Here is a 15,240-nt window from a genome sequence, read left to right on the forward strand (position 1 = left end):
GTAGATTTTATTTCATAAGTTTAGGTTTGATTAGTTTTATTGGTTTAGTTAGGTTTGAAAAGGGTAGATAGAGATCTACTCTTTTTTTTTGCTCCAAACCGAAGGAAATCCAACACGGAGCTTCTTCCCACCTTACTGTCCCGTTTCAAGTTCAAAGATAAAGCCTGGATTAACCGGAGAAAGGAATTTCTTTTTTATACCTTGCCTGCTGAAATTAACCCGAAAATTACGATCCTTATGTTATTATCTCTTGTTGAGTTAATTGTGATGCTCAATCCGTTTGCATTATTTCTGTACCTCGACCCCATTCGCAAAGAACTTAATCACAAACAATTCATAACAGTGATCCTGAAAGCCAGCCTGATCTCGTTGGTAATTTGCTATCTGTTCTTTTTCTCCGGCGAGTTTTTATTCAAGCGTGTATTTATGATTGACTTTGAATCGTTCCGGATTTTCGGGGGAATTATTATTTTCTCCTTCGCCTATTTCTACATCGTTAAAGGACAAAAAGCCCTGATTATGATGAAAGAAAACCTGGACGACCTGGCATCCGAAATCGCCCTGCCCTTTATGGTTGGCGCCGGAACAATTTCTTTAAGCATCCTCACCTCATACCGCCATTCCCGACTGACCGGAATCGTCACCTTGCTGCTGGCCTTCGCCATCAATTTTCTGGCGATCTATCTGCTGAAGATCTTTCGGGATTCTCTGGAAGGCAAACGACTGAAAACCGCCTACGATAAAAATATGGAAGTGCTGATGCGTTTGAACGGCTTCTTTATCGGGGCTATCGGCGTTAACATGATCCTGACCGGTATTAAAAACATATTTGGCATTGGCTAAGCAGATCGGCTGATAATTGGGTTGCCCGATTGCCGGACCATCAGATTACCGGATTATTAGACGTAGGGACTCAGTGGTCAGTTGCAGCCAGCGATAATTTACCATTTAACGATTTACCATTGACGATTGAAGAAGTTCAGTTGCCCCGTACTTATGCACTCATGAACTTATGCACTCGGGCATATCCTCTTCTTGAGCAGGTGAACTGAGAGTCACCAGCTCAAGAGCAGCGCCTGTACTTATGCACTTAATGCTCGCGTTTCATAAAATGTAAAATATCGAATAATCAATAAGAAATGTAGAAGTAAGAAAGTGCTATTCACGATTGAAGAAGTCGCAGTCAGCGATAATCTACCATTTAACGATTTACCATTGACGATTGATGAAGTTGCAGTTGCCGGTTGCTGCTGTACTTGTACACCCTAAGCTCATGGGCAGGAGGAGGCTTCCATTCGCAATGCTATTATAGAAACTTCAAATAAATTTTATCTCGAGGGGCAAATGCGGCAAAAGTTATGGTATCATCATCTAAAAAGAAACCAATCCGATATTTGCCTTTTCGGTATCGGTAAGCGTTTGAGTGTCCTTTCATTTTTTTGATATTCGGTAGCTCGTGAATATCGTTTGCCATTTCAAAAAGTTCAATGCACTCCAGTATCGTCAGGGCTAATTTCTTATCGCGTGTTTTTTGTATGTCTTTGTGGAAGCCAGAAAGAAATTTAATCTTCATTGTAAGGGGACGGGTCTTCGTTTGCCATACTTTTTAATGTTGCTATAACATCCGATTTGGCAATTTCATTGGTTTCTGCATTTTGCAACATTCTACTCTGGAGTTGTTCGTCTTGCAACTCGTCGAGTGTTTTGAATTTTGCACCGAGACGTTTGGCCAATTCGACAAAAAATTTCAGGTCGTCTTGATCTTTGGGTTGAATTATTATGGCTTCCATCGTGTTTTGTTTTTGCAAATATACGAGAATTGCCGGTAGATGTTTTTTGCCTCTATAATATCGCTTCCGGACTCTTTTACAAACGGATGAATTTAGGAATCAGTTTCTACCAACAATAATTTACCATTTAACGATTTACCATTGACGATTGAAGAAGTTCAGTTGCCCCGTACTTATGCACTCATGAACTTATGCACTCGGGCATATCCTCTTATTGAGCAGGTGAACTCAGAGTCACCAGCTCAAGAGCTGTTCCCGCACTTATGGACTTATGAACTATGGTACTCATGCACTTAATGCTCGTCCTTCTTAAAATGTAGAATATCGAATAATCAATAAGGAATGTAGAAGTAAATTTGTCGATCGTCATCGCTGAGATTAAGTCTTTTCTCCAACGGCTACCATCTTCTTCTCCGCCTCGGATTGTTTTTGTAATTTTGCGGCCCATGGACAAGCTTAAGACAGAAACAACCGTGTTCGACCTCAGTGCACAAGCGCTGAATTACAATTTACCGGACAAACAAATTGCCAAATATCCGTTGCCACAACGCGATCAATCCAAATTATTGGTTTGGAACAGCGGCAACATCACCGATGCACAATTTCGGACGCTACCCGACTTTTTGCCGGAGGATAGCTTACTGATCTTCAACAATACCAAGGTAATTCGTGCGCGGCTGATGTTTCAAAAAGCGACCGGTGCCAACATTGAGATCTTTTGCCTCGATCCGCTGGAGCCGGCGGACTACCAAATTGCGTTTCAGCAAACGGAAAGTTGCAGCTGGAATTGCATGGTCGGCAACCTGAAGAAATGGAAAACCGAGGTGTTGGAAAAAGAGCTTCAGTTCAATGGAAAGACGGTTGTTTTTAAAGCTGAAAAGCTGAAGCAGATTGATGGTTCGGTGCAAGTGAAATTTAGCTGGGATTGCCCTGAAGCTGACTTCGCCAGCCTGATTGAAGCGGCCGGAATTCTTCCCATCCCACCCTATTTGCACCGCGAAACGGAGGAAAGTGACCTGGAGCGCTACCAAACCATCTACTCGAAAATAAAAGGATCGGTAGCTGCACCTACTGCCGGACTACACTTTACCGATGCTGTTTTTGAAAGCTTGAAAGCCAAAAACATTGCTTGCGATGAAGTAACGCTCCACGTGGGTGCCGGAACCTTTAAACAGGTAAAAGCCGAAACCATTGGCGAACACGAAATGCACGCGGAGCAAATCATCGTTCGCCGGGCATTGATTGAAAAACTGCTGAAGCACCAGGGTAAACTTGTTGCCGTCGGAACAACTTCAATACGAACACTGGAAAGTTTGTATTGGCTGGGCGTAAAACTGATTGAGAAGCCCGACAGCGCCCTCAACGAACTGGACATTGAGCAATGGTTGCCTTATCAAACGGAGAAAAGCTACTCGAAGCAGGAGTCGCTCGAGGCCATTCTGACTTATATGGACCAACATAACTTACCGACTATTGGTGCTCATACAAAAATCATCATTGTTCCGGGCTACCGGTTTCGTATTGTCGAGGGTATGATTACCAATTTCCACCAACCGCAAAGTACCCTGTTACTGCTAATCTCAGCCTTTATCGGCAACGATTGGCTTCGGGTATACGAGCATGCGCTGGCCGATGGCTACCGCTTCCTGAGTTACGGCGACAGCAACCTTTATCTAAAAGCATAAAAAAAGACAGATGATTCCGGGGAACCACCAACAGGAATGAAAGCTTCGGATTTTTCGACTAGGCTGTTGTCGTTGTTTCAAAAGTTGTCGGGTTGTCGTTCCACATCTAATCAAAAACAGTTATTGGCATTGCAACTTAGCGCCTCTGTGTAGTAAGACTTTCATTAAAAAAGGGGCATCACTGCCCCTCAATATATCTTCAATGTAGATCATTTCACCACCGCACTTTCGATAATCACATCGTAAAAATAACCGGCGCCAAAGTCTTTATCAACCGCAACAGTACCCAGCATGGTTACGGTGTCGCCAACCGCTATAACTTCGGTCGTTGTCAGTGTTAAGTCGTACTGGCCATCAGCACCGGTACCATCCTGAATGTGCACCCAGTTGCGGTTCATGATGCCATTATTGACCTTCACGACTTTGCCGCGAACCAGTACTTCTTTTCCGGCATAGTCAGCTTTATTTGTAAATAACGAAGCCACGGTGATGCCACCTTCTGCCGGCTCTACACGGATTGATTCGTCCTGTTCAACCACTTTTCGCCCCATCTCTCCGTGCGGATTAGCCATCGCCGGCTTCGGCTCATTCGATGAGCTCAGGTCTTCAACAAAAAACACGCTGGCAAAAACCGTATCCAAATCATTACTTTTAAAATCCTTCATTTCCATCGAATTCGCAAAGTAATAAGTTTGTCCCGGCACCGGTTCCATCTTATTCACAGCAATCCAGTATTCCTGGTCGCCTTCATTCACCTGAAGATAAGTATACGCGCTGGCCTGAATGGTTTTATTTACGGTTACAGCATGCATCATCGAACTGGTATCGATCGGGTCCACTGCTTCTTTTTTCTTTTTCACACAGGAAGTCATCACAACAACTCCCAATAATGCCAATCCCACAAGTTTAAAGGTCGTTTTATTCATTTCATTTCAATTAAAGGTTCCTATTCGCGATGAGAATAAAAGCGGCTCAAAATCGATCCGTCATTCACCTCCTTCGACAGCGACTCGATCGTATGTTTGGGTACGTCCAGTACGTCCAAAAAGATCAAACCATCGAGGCAGTTATTAAATAGCGGATCAACATTGAATCCGACAATCTTCGCATTCAATTTAATATACTTCTTCAACAACACGGGCAAGCCGGTATTCATTTCATCGACATCGCCAATAAACTTATCCAACATATTGATATCACCCAGATTCTCCATGATGATATTGATATTGGCGTCTTGAGTTTTAAACTTAAAGGCCTTGCGCGGTTTAACATAGCGAGCCATATCCCAGTCGAAATGGTGCGTCATGATAAATTTGATGATGAGTTCCTTCGACACCGTTGAATAATTATTACTGATGCTTACCGGACCTATAAGGTAACGATACTCCGGATTCTTCAGCAAAAAATACAAGATACCTTTCCAAAGCAGAAACAAGGGCATAGGCTGCCGCTGATACTCCCGGACCACGAATGAGCGCCCCAGTTCGAGCGACTGCGCTAAAATAGGAAGAAAGCTTTCCTTCATTTTAAACAAACTTTGCAGATAAAAGCCGCTTGTTCCGTAGTCGTGCAAAATATCGGCTCCCTTGCCGATGCGGTAGGCTCCAACAAGCTTGTGAGCCTGCTCGTCCCAGATAAACAGCTGGTTGTAATACAGGTCGAACTCGTCCAGGTCGATACTCTGGTTGGTTCCCTCGCCCACCTCGCGAAAGGTGACCTCCCGCAAACGACCGATCTCATTGAGCACATTGGGGATCTTTTGTGCCGGACAGCAGTACACCGCAAAGCTTTTTAGCTTAAAGAGGAAATGCTCCTCATTCAATTGCGAAATTTCCTCCTGAATCAATTTTGGATCGGTTTCGGGAACAATCTCTTCAACTTTATGATGGCGTTTCAGCGAATAATTAAAATAGCGCTTCACTTCAAGGCGACTGCTCAGGCTGTAGGTTTTGGCCCGCAGATAACGTCCAAACTGATAGATTTCCGGAAAATGATCCTGCTCCTTGACCGATATGGCCGAACCGAGGCGAATTTTCAGCAGTTTATTCTTCTTATTGAGCAACTCCGAGGGTAACTTGGCCGTGCGCAAATTCGGATGAATCTTGCCAATCAGGTGGAAAAGGCGACTGTTTTTCCCGCTAAAATGAACCGGCACCACCGGCACCCCGGCCTTTTTTATAAACTTAAGCACCGGGAACTGCCATTGCCGATCGGTAATCTTGTTGGTCGCATCGTAACTAGACACTTCGCCCGCCGGGAAGATGCACAAAGCGCCCCCTTTCTTCAGGTGTTCGTAGGCATTTTTAATACCGCCAATGCTCGATTGGGCACCTTTATGCTCTTCAAACGGATTAACAGCCAGAAAATAATCGCTGATCGGCTCCACTCGTTTCAACAGAAAGTTGGCCAACACCTTCACATCGGGACGAACCTTGGCAATCAGCTTTATCAGCAAAATGCCATCCAGTCCGCCGAAAGGATGGTTCGACACCACAATAAACGGACCTTCCCGCGGAATTTTCGCCAGCGCACGCTCATCGAACTCATAATTCACCTCCAGAATCTCCAACAGGGCATCGATAAAGTCCACCCCCTGCTTATCGCCAATTTGCTGATATATTTTATTCAGCTTACTAAAACGCAAAACATACATGATGAATTTTGCCAGGCTCTCGCCCCCCAGATAAGCCAGATAAGGACTGGCTTTCAGGATATCCTTCGGATTTACTAATTCCATTCGTTCGGTTAAAAGTGTGATGCTAAATGTAGAAAATCGATTTCGATTTCGAGCCAGAGGCCAACGAATTTTTAAGGCAATCGGGCATTCCAATCGTAGTCATCTAAAAATAAGACTCTAAAGTCTTTTAAATTGAAGAAATCGCAGTACCTTTGCAGCGAAAATAATTATTGTGGACACGTGAATTTACTTTATCAGAAATACAAGACAAGCGACTGGCTGCCAACTACTGCCAAAGAGATGAAAGAACGGGCCTGGGATCGGCCCGACGTGGTGCTGTTTACCGGCGATGCATACATAGATCACCCGTCATTTGGGGCTGCTGTGATTGGCCGTGTGCTCGAAGCCGAAGGCCTGCGCGTAGCCATTGTGCCGCAACCCAACTGGCAGGACGACCTGCGCGACTTCAAAAAGTTTGGCGAGCCGCGCCTGTTTTTTGCGGTTACCGGCGGAAATATGGACTCGATGGTGAACCACTATACGGCCAACAAGCGCAAGCGTTCGAACGATGCTTACACCCCCGGTGGTCAAACCGACAAGCGCCCCGATTACGCCACCATTGTTTATTGTAATATTCTGAAAAAGCTGTATCCCGACACCCCTTTGGTAATTGGCGGTATTGAAGCATCCTTGCGCCGTGTAACGCATTACGACTACTGGCAGGACAAGCTGATGCCATCCATCCTGGTGGACTCGAAAGCCGACCTGCTGTTCTACGGCATGGGTGAAAAATCGATTGTGGATTATGCGCGCCTGGTGCAAAAAGGAGTCGATCCGAAGAGCTTAACCAACTTGCAGCAAACCGCTTTTTTGGTAGATGCCGATGCGCATTATGCCACCCAGAAGAAATGGAAAAGCCTGGAGCTACACTCCTTTGAAGACTGCCTGAAGGATAAGAAGAAGTTTGCCCAAAACTTCATGCACATCGAAGAAGAATCGAACAAGGTAGATGCCAACAGACTGGAGCAGCGCACCGGCAACAAACGGGTGGTGGTAAATCCGCCCTGGCCCCCCATGGAAGAAAAAGAAATTGACCATGTGTACGAATTGCCTTACACGCGTTTGCCACACCCCAAATACAAGAACAAAGGAGCCATTCCGGCTTACGATATGATCCGCCACTCCATCAACATCCACCGCGGATGTTTTGGTGGCTGCACCTTCTGCACCATCTCGGCCCACCAGGGTAAGTTTATTGCCAGCCGCTCGCAAGAGTCGGTGCTGCGCGAGGTGGAGCAGGTTACCCAGATGCCCGACTTTAAAGGCTACATCTCGGATTTGGGAGGCCCGTCGGCCAACATGTACCAGATGAAGGGCATTCACCAGGAGATTTGCAACCGCTGCAAACGCCCTTCCTGTATTTTCCCCGATGTGTGTAAAAACCTGAATATCGATCACAAGCCCATGCTCGACCTGTACCGCGAAGTGCGCAAGCACCCGGCGGTGAAGAAAGCCTTTATCGGCAGCGGCATTCGCTACGATATGATTTTGCACGAAACCAAAGATCCGCAGGTCAACAAAAACAATATGACTTATCTGCGCGAGGTGATCAAGCATCACGTGTCGGGCCGTTTGAAGGTAGCACCTGAGCATACCTCGGACGATGTGCTGAAAATTATGCGCAAACCATCCTTCAAACTGTTTCATAAGCTGAACAAGGTGTTTAACGAGATCAACAAACAGGAAGGACTGAAGCAACAGCTCATCCCCTACTTCATTTCGAGCCATCCGGGTTGCGAAAGTGTCGATATGGCCAAGCTGGCTGCCGAGACCAAGCAGCTCGACTTTAAACTGGAGCAGGTGCAGGATTTTACACCCACGCCCATGACACTGGCAACGGTGATCTTTTACACTGGTTTTCACCCTTACACCATGGAAGCCGTTTTTACGGCCAAGAGCAAGAAAGAGAAGCTGAGTCAGCGCAAGTTCTTCTTCTGGTATAAGCGCGAGTATCAACGCGAAATCCGCAACGAGTTGACCCGCCTCAACCGAAAAGATTTACTGAAGAAGATCCTGAGTTAACACGTTTATTCGATACAGACAAACCACCAAAAGGATGCGAGCCGCCCCGGCGATCGTGTCCTTTTTCGGTGAAAGTCTCTTTTTCGACGCTTAAGCGAGTGTTCCGTCAATTCTAATTTGTATAAAAGAGGATCTTTTGTCCTACCGGACGGGTTTTTACTCTTTCAGCAATGGCTTTAGCCATTCAATACCGATTAGCTTCAAAAGTGTCGCATCGTATCACTTCGTTCCAATGCTCCTTTTTTCAGTCTATCGGCATTATACCTTCCTATTTCATAGCATAAATTAGCCTGTAAAACGGTATAATTTGGGTAGCACAAACGAAAACACGAAGATTCTCCCGTCCCATACGGGACGGAATTTCCCCCTGTCGTCGTCAAGCTACCCAAATAGCATCCCTCCGGGATTGCAGGAAGCTTTCCGTTTGATTTCGACCTCGATAAAACCAGGCCAACCGGTTCCCAACATTTTCTCATTGATCGAAACGCCTTCTTTCTTGTTGATGGCGTTTTAAAATGACAACCCGACAACCTGTGAGAACAACGACAACAGGATATCCGAAAATCCACGCCTTCCGTCGCCATTGAAAATCCCCGTGGAGTTGTGAAGGCTTTTGTATCTATTTACTGAGAAATTACCGATGCCCGACAGCCAACCTCCTCGACGAAAGATATCAAAAAACACCCTTTTTACGTATTTCATGAATAAAGCTCACCCCGGATTGGTCGGTTCCCAAAATAGAAAAGCCGGCTTCCGGAGATATTTAAAACAGGTAAAATTTGAAGAATATGAAAAACATGGAAAACACAGATACAACAGCGTTGACCGTTGACGAGGTCGCCGGTAAGTTAAGCTTAACCAACAAAACGATACGCAAGCACATAAAATCGGGCAAGATCCCGGCTAAAAAGATTGGCAAACGTTGGTACATTTCGGAGGAAGATTTTGAAAAAATATTTGCCGAATACATGACAACCTAAGGCCTGTTCCTCGTCTTCATCTGACAATGCCAAATGTTAATTCCAACCATTCAATGTTCGATTGTACGGTTGAACATGAGATGCGGAATGAGCGCCCGGTAGCGAGTCACCGTTCATTCCGTCACTCAATTCGTTACATCAGTCGGGCAATCCGGAACCGGAACTTCTTCCAGGTCTGGCAATCATCCGTCGTGCAATCAACAGCACATTTGAAAAAAGGATGACCATCTGCCATCCTTTTCTCAAACTAACCAAAACCTATCTCTATGAAAAAAAAATCTACTTATTACTTGCTCTGTTGTCTGTTACAAAGATAGTCTGTGCGTGTGTTAACAGCTGCCAAGCGCTGTTAAAGAATGTTACAAACCGAAAAACAATCGGTACGAAACGGCGGGAGACTACATAAAATACAGGCAGCTTAGCGACTTTTACATTTGGCTCGCCGCACACACACGCATCCTTTCTTTCCATCTGCCGGCTTCTACCGAAACGAAGACTTCTTCACCACATACGAAAAAAGGATGACCATCTGCCATCCTTTTCTCAAACTAACCAAAACCTATCTCTATGAAAAAAATCTACTTATTACTTGCTCTTTTGTATGTTACAAAGATAGCCTGTGCGTGTGTTAACAGCTGCCAAGCGCTGTTAAAGAATGTTACAAGCCGAAAAACATTGGGTACGAAACAGCAGCAGCCAACATTTGGCATAGGAAGCTTGTTGAACTTTAGGCCTTGGGCGATGAACAGACATGAGTCGGCCATCCCTTATTCATTTTTTGCATAAATTACACAACAAGTCATACACCTCAAAAGAAGAACAGATGGAAGTATTTCACTTAAATATTCTAAACATTGCTGCTGTCCTGCTGGCAGCATACCTCGGAGGACTTGCAATCCGTAAGATGGGGTATCCCGCCATTTTGGGCGAGCTTTTAATCGGCATCATCCTGGGCCCCGGACTACTTGGGGTGCTCGAGTATAGCGAATCGATAAAAGTACTGGCCGAAATCGGCATCATTCTGCTGATGGTTTACATTGGTATGGAGATCGATTTTCACGATCTTAAAAAAGCCTCCTGGCCCGGGCTACTGGCAGCCATCGGCGGCTTCTTTGTACCTTTTGCATTGGGCTACTTCACCATTGTATGGTACGGCGGAACTCGCATGTCGGGGCTCTTTGTTGCCATTGCCATTGGCGTTACCTCGCTGGCCACCAAAAGCCGAATACTGATCGATCTGAAGCTGCTGAACACCCGCATTGCCTACGTGCTAATGGCCGGCGCCTTAATTTCCGATACCCTGGCACTGGTCATCTTTTCGGGCATTACCAACTTTGCCGAGTCCAGCAGCATCGATAGCGGCGCCCTGCTGCTGATTGGCGTGAAGATTCTGGCTTTCTTCGGCATTACCATTGGCATTGGGCTGCTGCTGTTACCGCGTCTGGGGCGTTACATCAGCCAGTCGGGCCTCAAAAACAGCACAGCTTACTTCACCATGATCCTGATTGTGACCTTTGGCTACTGTGAGCTGGCCGAGCTGGCCGGCATGCACAGCATACTCGGAGCATTTATGGCCGGACTCTTCCTGAAAGACCAGCTCTTCCCTCGGAAAATCTCCAAAGAGCTGAATAAGGCCTTTTACGATGTTTCCATTGGTTTTATGGCACCCATATTCTTTGTATCGGCCGGCTTTTTTGTCGACATCACCGTCTTCCAAACCGATCTGTGGCTACTCATCCTGATTACCTTCCTGGCTATTATCGGAAAAATTCTGGGTACAGCACTTTTCTACCTTCCCTCCCGCAACGGCTGGCGCGAAGGTATTACCATCGGAACCGGGATGAACGGACGCGGTGCGGTGGAAATTATCATTGCTGAGATTGGCCTGACCATGGGCATTATCGATCAAACCATTTTTTCGATCCTGGTGTTTATGGCCATCTTCACCACTTTAACCGTGCCGGTATTACTCAACTGGACCTCGAAGTGGCTACGCCGCCGAGGCGAGCTGGTTTATATGGACAAACGCCGAGGGACGCTGATTGTAGGCGTAAACCCGCTAAGTTTATTGCTTGCCGAAAAGCTGGCAACCAAAATACCCGTCACCTTAATCGACAACAACCCCGAACGTGTGCAGCAAGCGCGTCAATCATCCTTGAATGCTATCCAGGGAAATGCGCTGAACGAAGATCTCCTGGCCGAGCTGAAGCCGGAGAACATCGCCTCGTTCATTGGACTAACGACCAATAGTCAGGTCAACCTGCTGGCTGCACAGCTGGCCCACGATTCGTTCCTGATTCCACAGGTTTATGTTGCCATCGCACAGGGTGAATCTGCAGTAGGCTCCGAACTGCTCAAAAAATCGAACGCGGCGCATCTGTTTGCACCGGCATTTAATATGGTGCGCTGGTTTCAACTTATCCGCGATCAGCAAACGCAACTAACCACTGTTGCGGTCACAAACAAAACGACGGGTGCAGCTTGGTGCTCCAAACAAGCAATCGACTTTCAGCAAAGTCTGCCCTTGCTAATTGAAGCGGAGGATCAGTCTCTGCGCCCCTTTCATTCGGATGAACAGCTGGAAACAAATGAGCGCCTATGGGTACTGAAGAAAACCGGAGATTGATTGGTGAAACATCCCCTCTACAAGGCAACAAGCCACCTCTCTAAAATGGGGTTCCGTTGGTATTACCGGCCTGTTCAGGCTTTTTACTAAAACATAAAAGGGTAGACCCTCTGGCCTACCCTTTCTCACTAAACTAACTAACCTAACTAAACCTAAACTTATGAAAAAAATCTACTTTTTTCCCTGTTTTCTATGCTGCAAAGATAGCTTTGTGTCTTATTAACGCAAACAAATCGCTGTTAAAATTTGTTAGAAGACGTAAAAATTTGGCGTACTCCCCCAAAAGTGATTTTTTTTGAAATAAATTCATCGTCTATTTCCGGAGCTTGAAAAAATTATTTCCTTTGGCGCTTGTAAAGGTCGTTGTTCTGATGTATTTTGCATGAACGCGACCTTCTAACTATAAATTAAAAAGGAAACAGCGTTTAAACCGTTTTTAAACTCTATTATTTAAACACTTCAATGGGAAAAGTATTAATCATCGGTGCAGGTGGCGTGGGTACAGTTGTTGCGCACAAAATGGCTGCACTTCCGGAAGTTTTTTCCGAAATTATGTTGGCAAGCCGCACGAAAGCGAAATGTGACGAGATCGCTAACAAAATTGGTGGTAACCGTATTCAAACGGCCCAGGTTGATGCCGAGAATGTACCTCAACTGGTTGAACTGATCCGCAACTTCAAGCCGGATTTGGTTGTTAACGTAGCCCTTCCCTACCAGGATCTTCCAATTATGGATGCCTGTTTGGAAACTGAGACGAGCTACCTGGATACGGCGAATTACGAACCCAAGGACGAAGCCAAATTTGAATACAAATGGCAGTGGGCTTACCAAAACCGCTTTAAAGAAGCCGGAATTACAGCAATTCTGGGCTGCGGTTTCGACCCGGGTGTAACCAGTATTTACACGGCCTACGCAGCGAAACACCATTTCGACGAGATTAATTATCTGGATATCGTTGACTGCAATGCAGGCGACCACGGTAAAGCTTTTGCGACCAACTTCAACCCGGAAATCAACATCCGCGAGGTGACTCAAAAAGGCAAATACTGGAAAGATGGGAAATGGGTTGAAACAGAACCGCACGAGATTCATAAGCCCTTGAACTATCCGGAGATCGGACCAAAAGAATCGTACCTGATTTATCACGAAGAGCTGGAATCGTTGGTGAAAAACTTCCCAACCATCAAACAAGCTCGTTTCTGGATGACTTTTGGACAGGAATACCTGACTCACCTGCGTGTGATTCAAAATATTGGTATGGCCGGCATTGAACCGGTTATGTACGAAGGCAAAGAAATTGTACCTATCCAGTTCTTGAAAGCCGTGTTACCTAATCCGGGTGATTTGGGTGAGAACTACAAAGGATGGACTTCAATCGGCTGCCGCATTAAAGGTTTGAAAGACGGTAAGGAGAAAACTTACTACGTGTATAACAACTGCAGCCACGAAGTTGCTTACCAGGAAACCGGCACGCAGGGTGTTAGCTACACCACGGGGGTTCCGGCCATGATTGGTGCCATGATGTACCTGAAAGGTCTTTGGAAAAAACCGGGCGTTTTCAACGTTGAAGAATTCGATCCGGATCCGTTTATGGCAGAACTGAACATTCACGGTTTGCCCTGGAACGAAATTCACGACACCGATTTGGAAATGGAATATTAATCCAAAACCACATACAAACAGAAGCCCGGTTGGATGACAGCCGGGCTTTTTGTTTTGTATCAATTCCGCAGAGAAATAAAACCAGAGCACCCCAACAAAACAAAAGAGGCCCCCTTATTGGGAGCCTCTTCAATTTTGTCGATATATGGATCAGCGATTAAAAGTTTGAACCACCTGTATCCCACCATAAGCGCGTGCTAATTAAATCACCACCTTTCATTGTCGCAACAGCAGCAGCAACACCTTCAGGATTACTCTGACGTTCACCGTCAACAAAAGGCATCCGTCTGATCCAGTCGTCAGCAGGAATTACTCCCCAATCCCCATTACTCGAGTTTTGATATACATGAGGCAATTTAGGATAACCGGTACGACGGAAGTCAGCCCACGGTTCGTTCGGGTTTGTAAAACCGGCGATCCATTTTTGAGTGATGATTTTTTCGAGTTTCACTTCGTTATTTGCAGCTTCATCCCAAGCAACGGTTACTGTTGAACGAGAAATAAAATCGTTAATTGAGCCATCACCACGATTATCATAAACGACATCATTATAATCAATTGGTGTACTTGTTGCATCTGCCAGATAAGCGTCAACACCTCCTGCGCCCCACTGCTCAAATGAAGCACGAACACCAGCTTCGTAGTTCGCAGCGGCATCTCCTGCACCATCCCATCCTCTTAAGGCTGCTTCTGCTAAATCGAAATATACTTCGGCTGCTGCCAAATAAGGACGTTCTGTAACTGTAGCGAAACTTTCAGCAATCAAAGAATATGAAGTATGATCACCCTTTGCGACCAACTCCGCTCCGTTGCGAATACCTTTATATGGATAATCCGGATGATCTGCAACTAAAGAACTATTGTTCACCCGTTGGAAATACTTGTCAATTCTGGGGTCTTTCAAGCCAACCAGAAACGATTCCATACCAGCAGACATCCGAGTGTCATTCCATTGGAAACAGATAATCGCAAGATAAAGATCTGAACCATACAGTGAAATCTCAAAGTTATCGGTATTACTTAAGATAAGCCCTGCTGGGTCTGCTATAGCCTTCTCCCCTTCAGCTTTTGCAAGCTCAGGCGCAACCTCTGAAATGCGAATTGCCAATTTTAAGCGCATTGAGTTGACTAACATCTCCCATTTAGCGACACTACCATCATAACTTGCATCAAAAGCTTTCAAAGCGGGATAATCTTCGTTAGCCGAGAAAACGGCTTGTATATCATCCAAATCACTAAAAAATGCGTCATACAGATCAGCTTCACTATCATATCCTGCATTGGCCTGGCCATACTCGGTATAAATAACCGGACCATGATAAGTTGTCAAACGCGACATACCCAAAATTCGAATTAATTTAGCCCATGCTGCGAACACTTCTTTATCATCATCCAAAGCTTTTCGGATCACTTGTCCAGATGGAGACATCAGGTTGTTATAGATCCGATTCCAATAAGTGTTCCAGGTAATATAATAAGTGGTATTATTTACTCCACTAACAAAAGGGGTCGGAGTAGCCATATAATCGCAAAAGGATTCAGCGATCAGGTTTTCTTCAATTTGGTGCCCAAAAATGTTTGACAACAATGAAGGAAAATAAGATCCAATATCGTTATTATCCTGTTTCAAAGACTCACTTGAGATCTCGTAAGGATTGATGTTTGCTTCTTCGAAGCCGTCGGTACAGGCATTAGCCAGTAAACCAACCAGAAATATAAATAGTATCTTTTTCATAAT

At 45.4% G+C, this 15,240-nt stretch carries 12 protein-coding genes; 7 read left to right on the forward strand and 5 right to left on the reverse strand.

What is annotated here, in order from left to right:
- The first annotated feature begins 237 nt into the window (after positions 1-237).
- Positions 238-843, forward strand: coding sequence for a MarC family protein (locus tag C8N47_RS11520; RefSeq protein WP_107822820.1), 606 nt, complete (start codon positions 238-240; stop codon positions 841-843).
- 463 nt (positions 844-1,306) lie between these two features.
- On the opposite strand, the gene C8N47_RS11525 is transcribed toward C8N47_RS11520, so the two are convergent.
- Complete coding sequence (locus C8N47_RS11525) at positions 1,307-1,573, reverse strand: type II toxin-antitoxin system RelE family toxin (protein WP_107822716.1); 267 nt, start codon at positions 1,571-1,573, stop codon at positions 1,307-1,309.
- Positions 1,563-1,790: a hypothetical protein gene (locus C8N47_RS11530; protein ID WP_107822717.1), complete on the reverse strand. Its 228-nt coding sequence runs from the start codon at positions 1,788-1,790 to the stop codon at positions 1,563-1,565. Before C8N47_RS11530 ends, C8N47_RS11525 begins: the two co-directional genes overlap by 11 nt.
- A 446-nt stretch (positions 1,791-2,236) precedes the next feature.
- On the opposite strand from C8N47_RS11530, the gene C8N47_RS11540 reads away from it, so the two are divergent.
- Positions 2,237-3,475, forward strand: a complete 1,239-nt coding sequence (locus C8N47_RS11540) for an S-adenosylmethionine:tRNA ribosyltransferase-isomerase (RefSeq protein WP_107822719.1) — start codon at positions 2,237-2,239, stop codon at positions 3,473-3,475.
- A gap of 209 nt (positions 3,476-3,684) precedes the next feature.
- Here the strand turns inward: C8N47_RS11540 and C8N47_RS11545 are convergent, their stop codons facing one another.
- A complete protein-coding gene (locus C8N47_RS11545; protein ID WP_146161511.1) occupies positions 3,685-4,401 on the reverse strand; it encodes a GW dipeptide domain-containing protein in 717 nt (238 codons plus the stop codon).
- Between the two features lie 20 nt (positions 4,402-4,421).
- Entirely contained in the window at positions 4,422-6,212 is a 1,791-nt protein-coding gene (locus C8N47_RS11550; protein ID WP_107822720.1) for a GNAT family N-acyltransferase, read from the reverse strand.
- 132 nt (positions 6,213-6,344) lie between these two features.
- Between C8N47_RS11550 and C8N47_RS11555 the strand changes: the two genes are divergently transcribed.
- The 5 genes from C8N47_RS11555 to C8N47_RS11570 all read left to right on the forward strand — a co-directional run bounded on the left by C8N47_RS11555 (position 6,345) and on the right by C8N47_RS11570 (position 13,502).
- The gene (locus C8N47_RS11555) at positions 6,345-8,234 is read left to right on the forward strand and encodes a YgiQ family radical SAM protein (RefSeq protein ID WP_245915707.1); all 1,890 of its coding nucleotides are present in this window, start codon (positions 6,345-6,347) and stop codon (positions 8,232-8,234) included.
- A 788-nt stretch (positions 8,235-9,022) separates the two neighbouring features.
- Positions 9,023-9,214, forward strand: coding sequence for a helix-turn-helix domain-containing protein (locus C8N47_RS11560; protein ID WP_107822721.1), 192 nt, complete (start codon positions 9,023-9,025; stop codon positions 9,212-9,214).
- Positions 9,215-9,781: 567 nt separating this feature from the next.
- Positions 9,782-10,000 (forward strand): hypothetical protein, encoded by a 219-nt coding sequence (locus tag C8N47_RS18685; protein ID WP_146161512.1) that lies wholly within the window; start codon positions 9,782-9,784, stop codon positions 9,998-10,000.
- A 37-nt stretch (positions 10,001-10,037) separates the two neighbouring features.
- Positions 10,038-11,840 carry a cation:proton antiporter gene (locus tag C8N47_RS11565; RefSeq protein ID WP_170111374.1) on the forward strand — a complete coding sequence of 601 codons (1,803 nt, stop codon included), beginning with the start codon at positions 10,038-10,040 and terminating at the stop codon, positions 11,838-11,840.
- Positions 11,841-12,302: 462 nt separating this feature from the next.
- Positions 12,303-13,502 carry a saccharopine dehydrogenase family protein gene (locus C8N47_RS11570; RefSeq protein WP_107822723.1) on the forward strand — a complete coding sequence of 400 codons (1,200 nt, stop codon included), beginning with the start codon at positions 12,303-12,305 and terminating at the stop codon, positions 13,500-13,502.
- A 157-nt stretch (positions 13,503-13,659) separates the two neighbouring features.
- Here the strand turns inward: C8N47_RS11570 and C8N47_RS11575 are convergent, their stop codons facing one another.
- Positions 13,660-15,237 (reverse strand): SusD/RagB family nutrient-binding outer membrane lipoprotein, encoded by a 1,578-nt coding sequence (locus C8N47_RS11575; RefSeq protein ID WP_107822724.1) that lies wholly within the window; start codon positions 15,235-15,237, stop codon positions 13,660-13,662.
- Positions 15,238-15,240: the final 3 nt, after the last annotated feature.

The sequence above is a fragment of the Mangrovibacterium marinum genome (genome assembly GCF_003046625.1).
In the GTDB taxonomy this organism is placed as follows: domain Bacteria; phylum Bacteroidota; class Bacteroidia; order Bacteroidales; family Prolixibacteraceae; genus Mangrovibacterium; species Mangrovibacterium marinum.

What these genes read in the sequence shown, in the direction of transcription:
- C8N47_RS11520 (WP_107822820.1), top strand. Translation starts at nt 238, where the DNA reads ATGTTATTATCTCTTGTTGAGTTAATTGTGATGCTCAATCCGTTTGCA.
- C8N47_RS11525 (WP_107822716.1), bottom strand. Translation starts at nt 1,573, where the DNA reads ATGAAGATTAAATTTCTTTCTGGCTTCCACAAAGACATACAAAAAACA.
- C8N47_RS11530 (WP_107822717.1), bottom strand. Translation starts at nt 1,790, where the DNA reads ATGGAAGCCATAATAATTCAACCCAAAGATCAAGACGACCTGAAATTT.
- C8N47_RS11540 (WP_107822719.1), top strand. Translation starts at nt 2,237, where the DNA reads ATGGACAAGCTTAAGACAGAAACAACCGTGTTCGACCTCAGTGCACAA.
- C8N47_RS11545 (WP_146161511.1), bottom strand. Translation starts at nt 4,401, where the DNA reads ATGAATAAAACGACCTTTAAACTTGTGGGATTGGCATTATTGGGAGTT.
- C8N47_RS11550 (WP_107822720.1), bottom strand. Translation starts at nt 6,212, where the DNA reads ATGGAATTAGTAAATCCGAAGGATATCCTGAAAGCCAGTCCTTATCTG.
- C8N47_RS11560 (WP_107822721.1), top strand. Translation starts at nt 9,023, where the DNA reads ATGAAAAACATGGAAAACACAGATACAACAGCGTTGACCGTTGACGAG.
- C8N47_RS18685 (WP_146161512.1), top strand. Translation starts at nt 9,782, where the DNA reads ATGAAAAAAATCTACTTATTACTTGCTCTTTTGTATGTTACAAAGATA.
- C8N47_RS11565 (WP_170111374.1), top strand. Translation starts at nt 10,038, where the DNA reads ATGGAAGTATTTCACTTAAATATTCTAAACATTGCTGCTGTCCTGCTG.
- C8N47_RS11570 (WP_107822723.1), top strand. Translation starts at nt 12,303, where the DNA reads ATGGGAAAAGTATTAATCATCGGTGCAGGTGGCGTGGGTACAGTTGTT.
- C8N47_RS11575 (WP_107822724.1), bottom strand. Translation starts at nt 15,237, where the DNA reads ATGAAAAAGATACTATTTATATTTCTGGTTGGTTTACTGGCTAATGCC.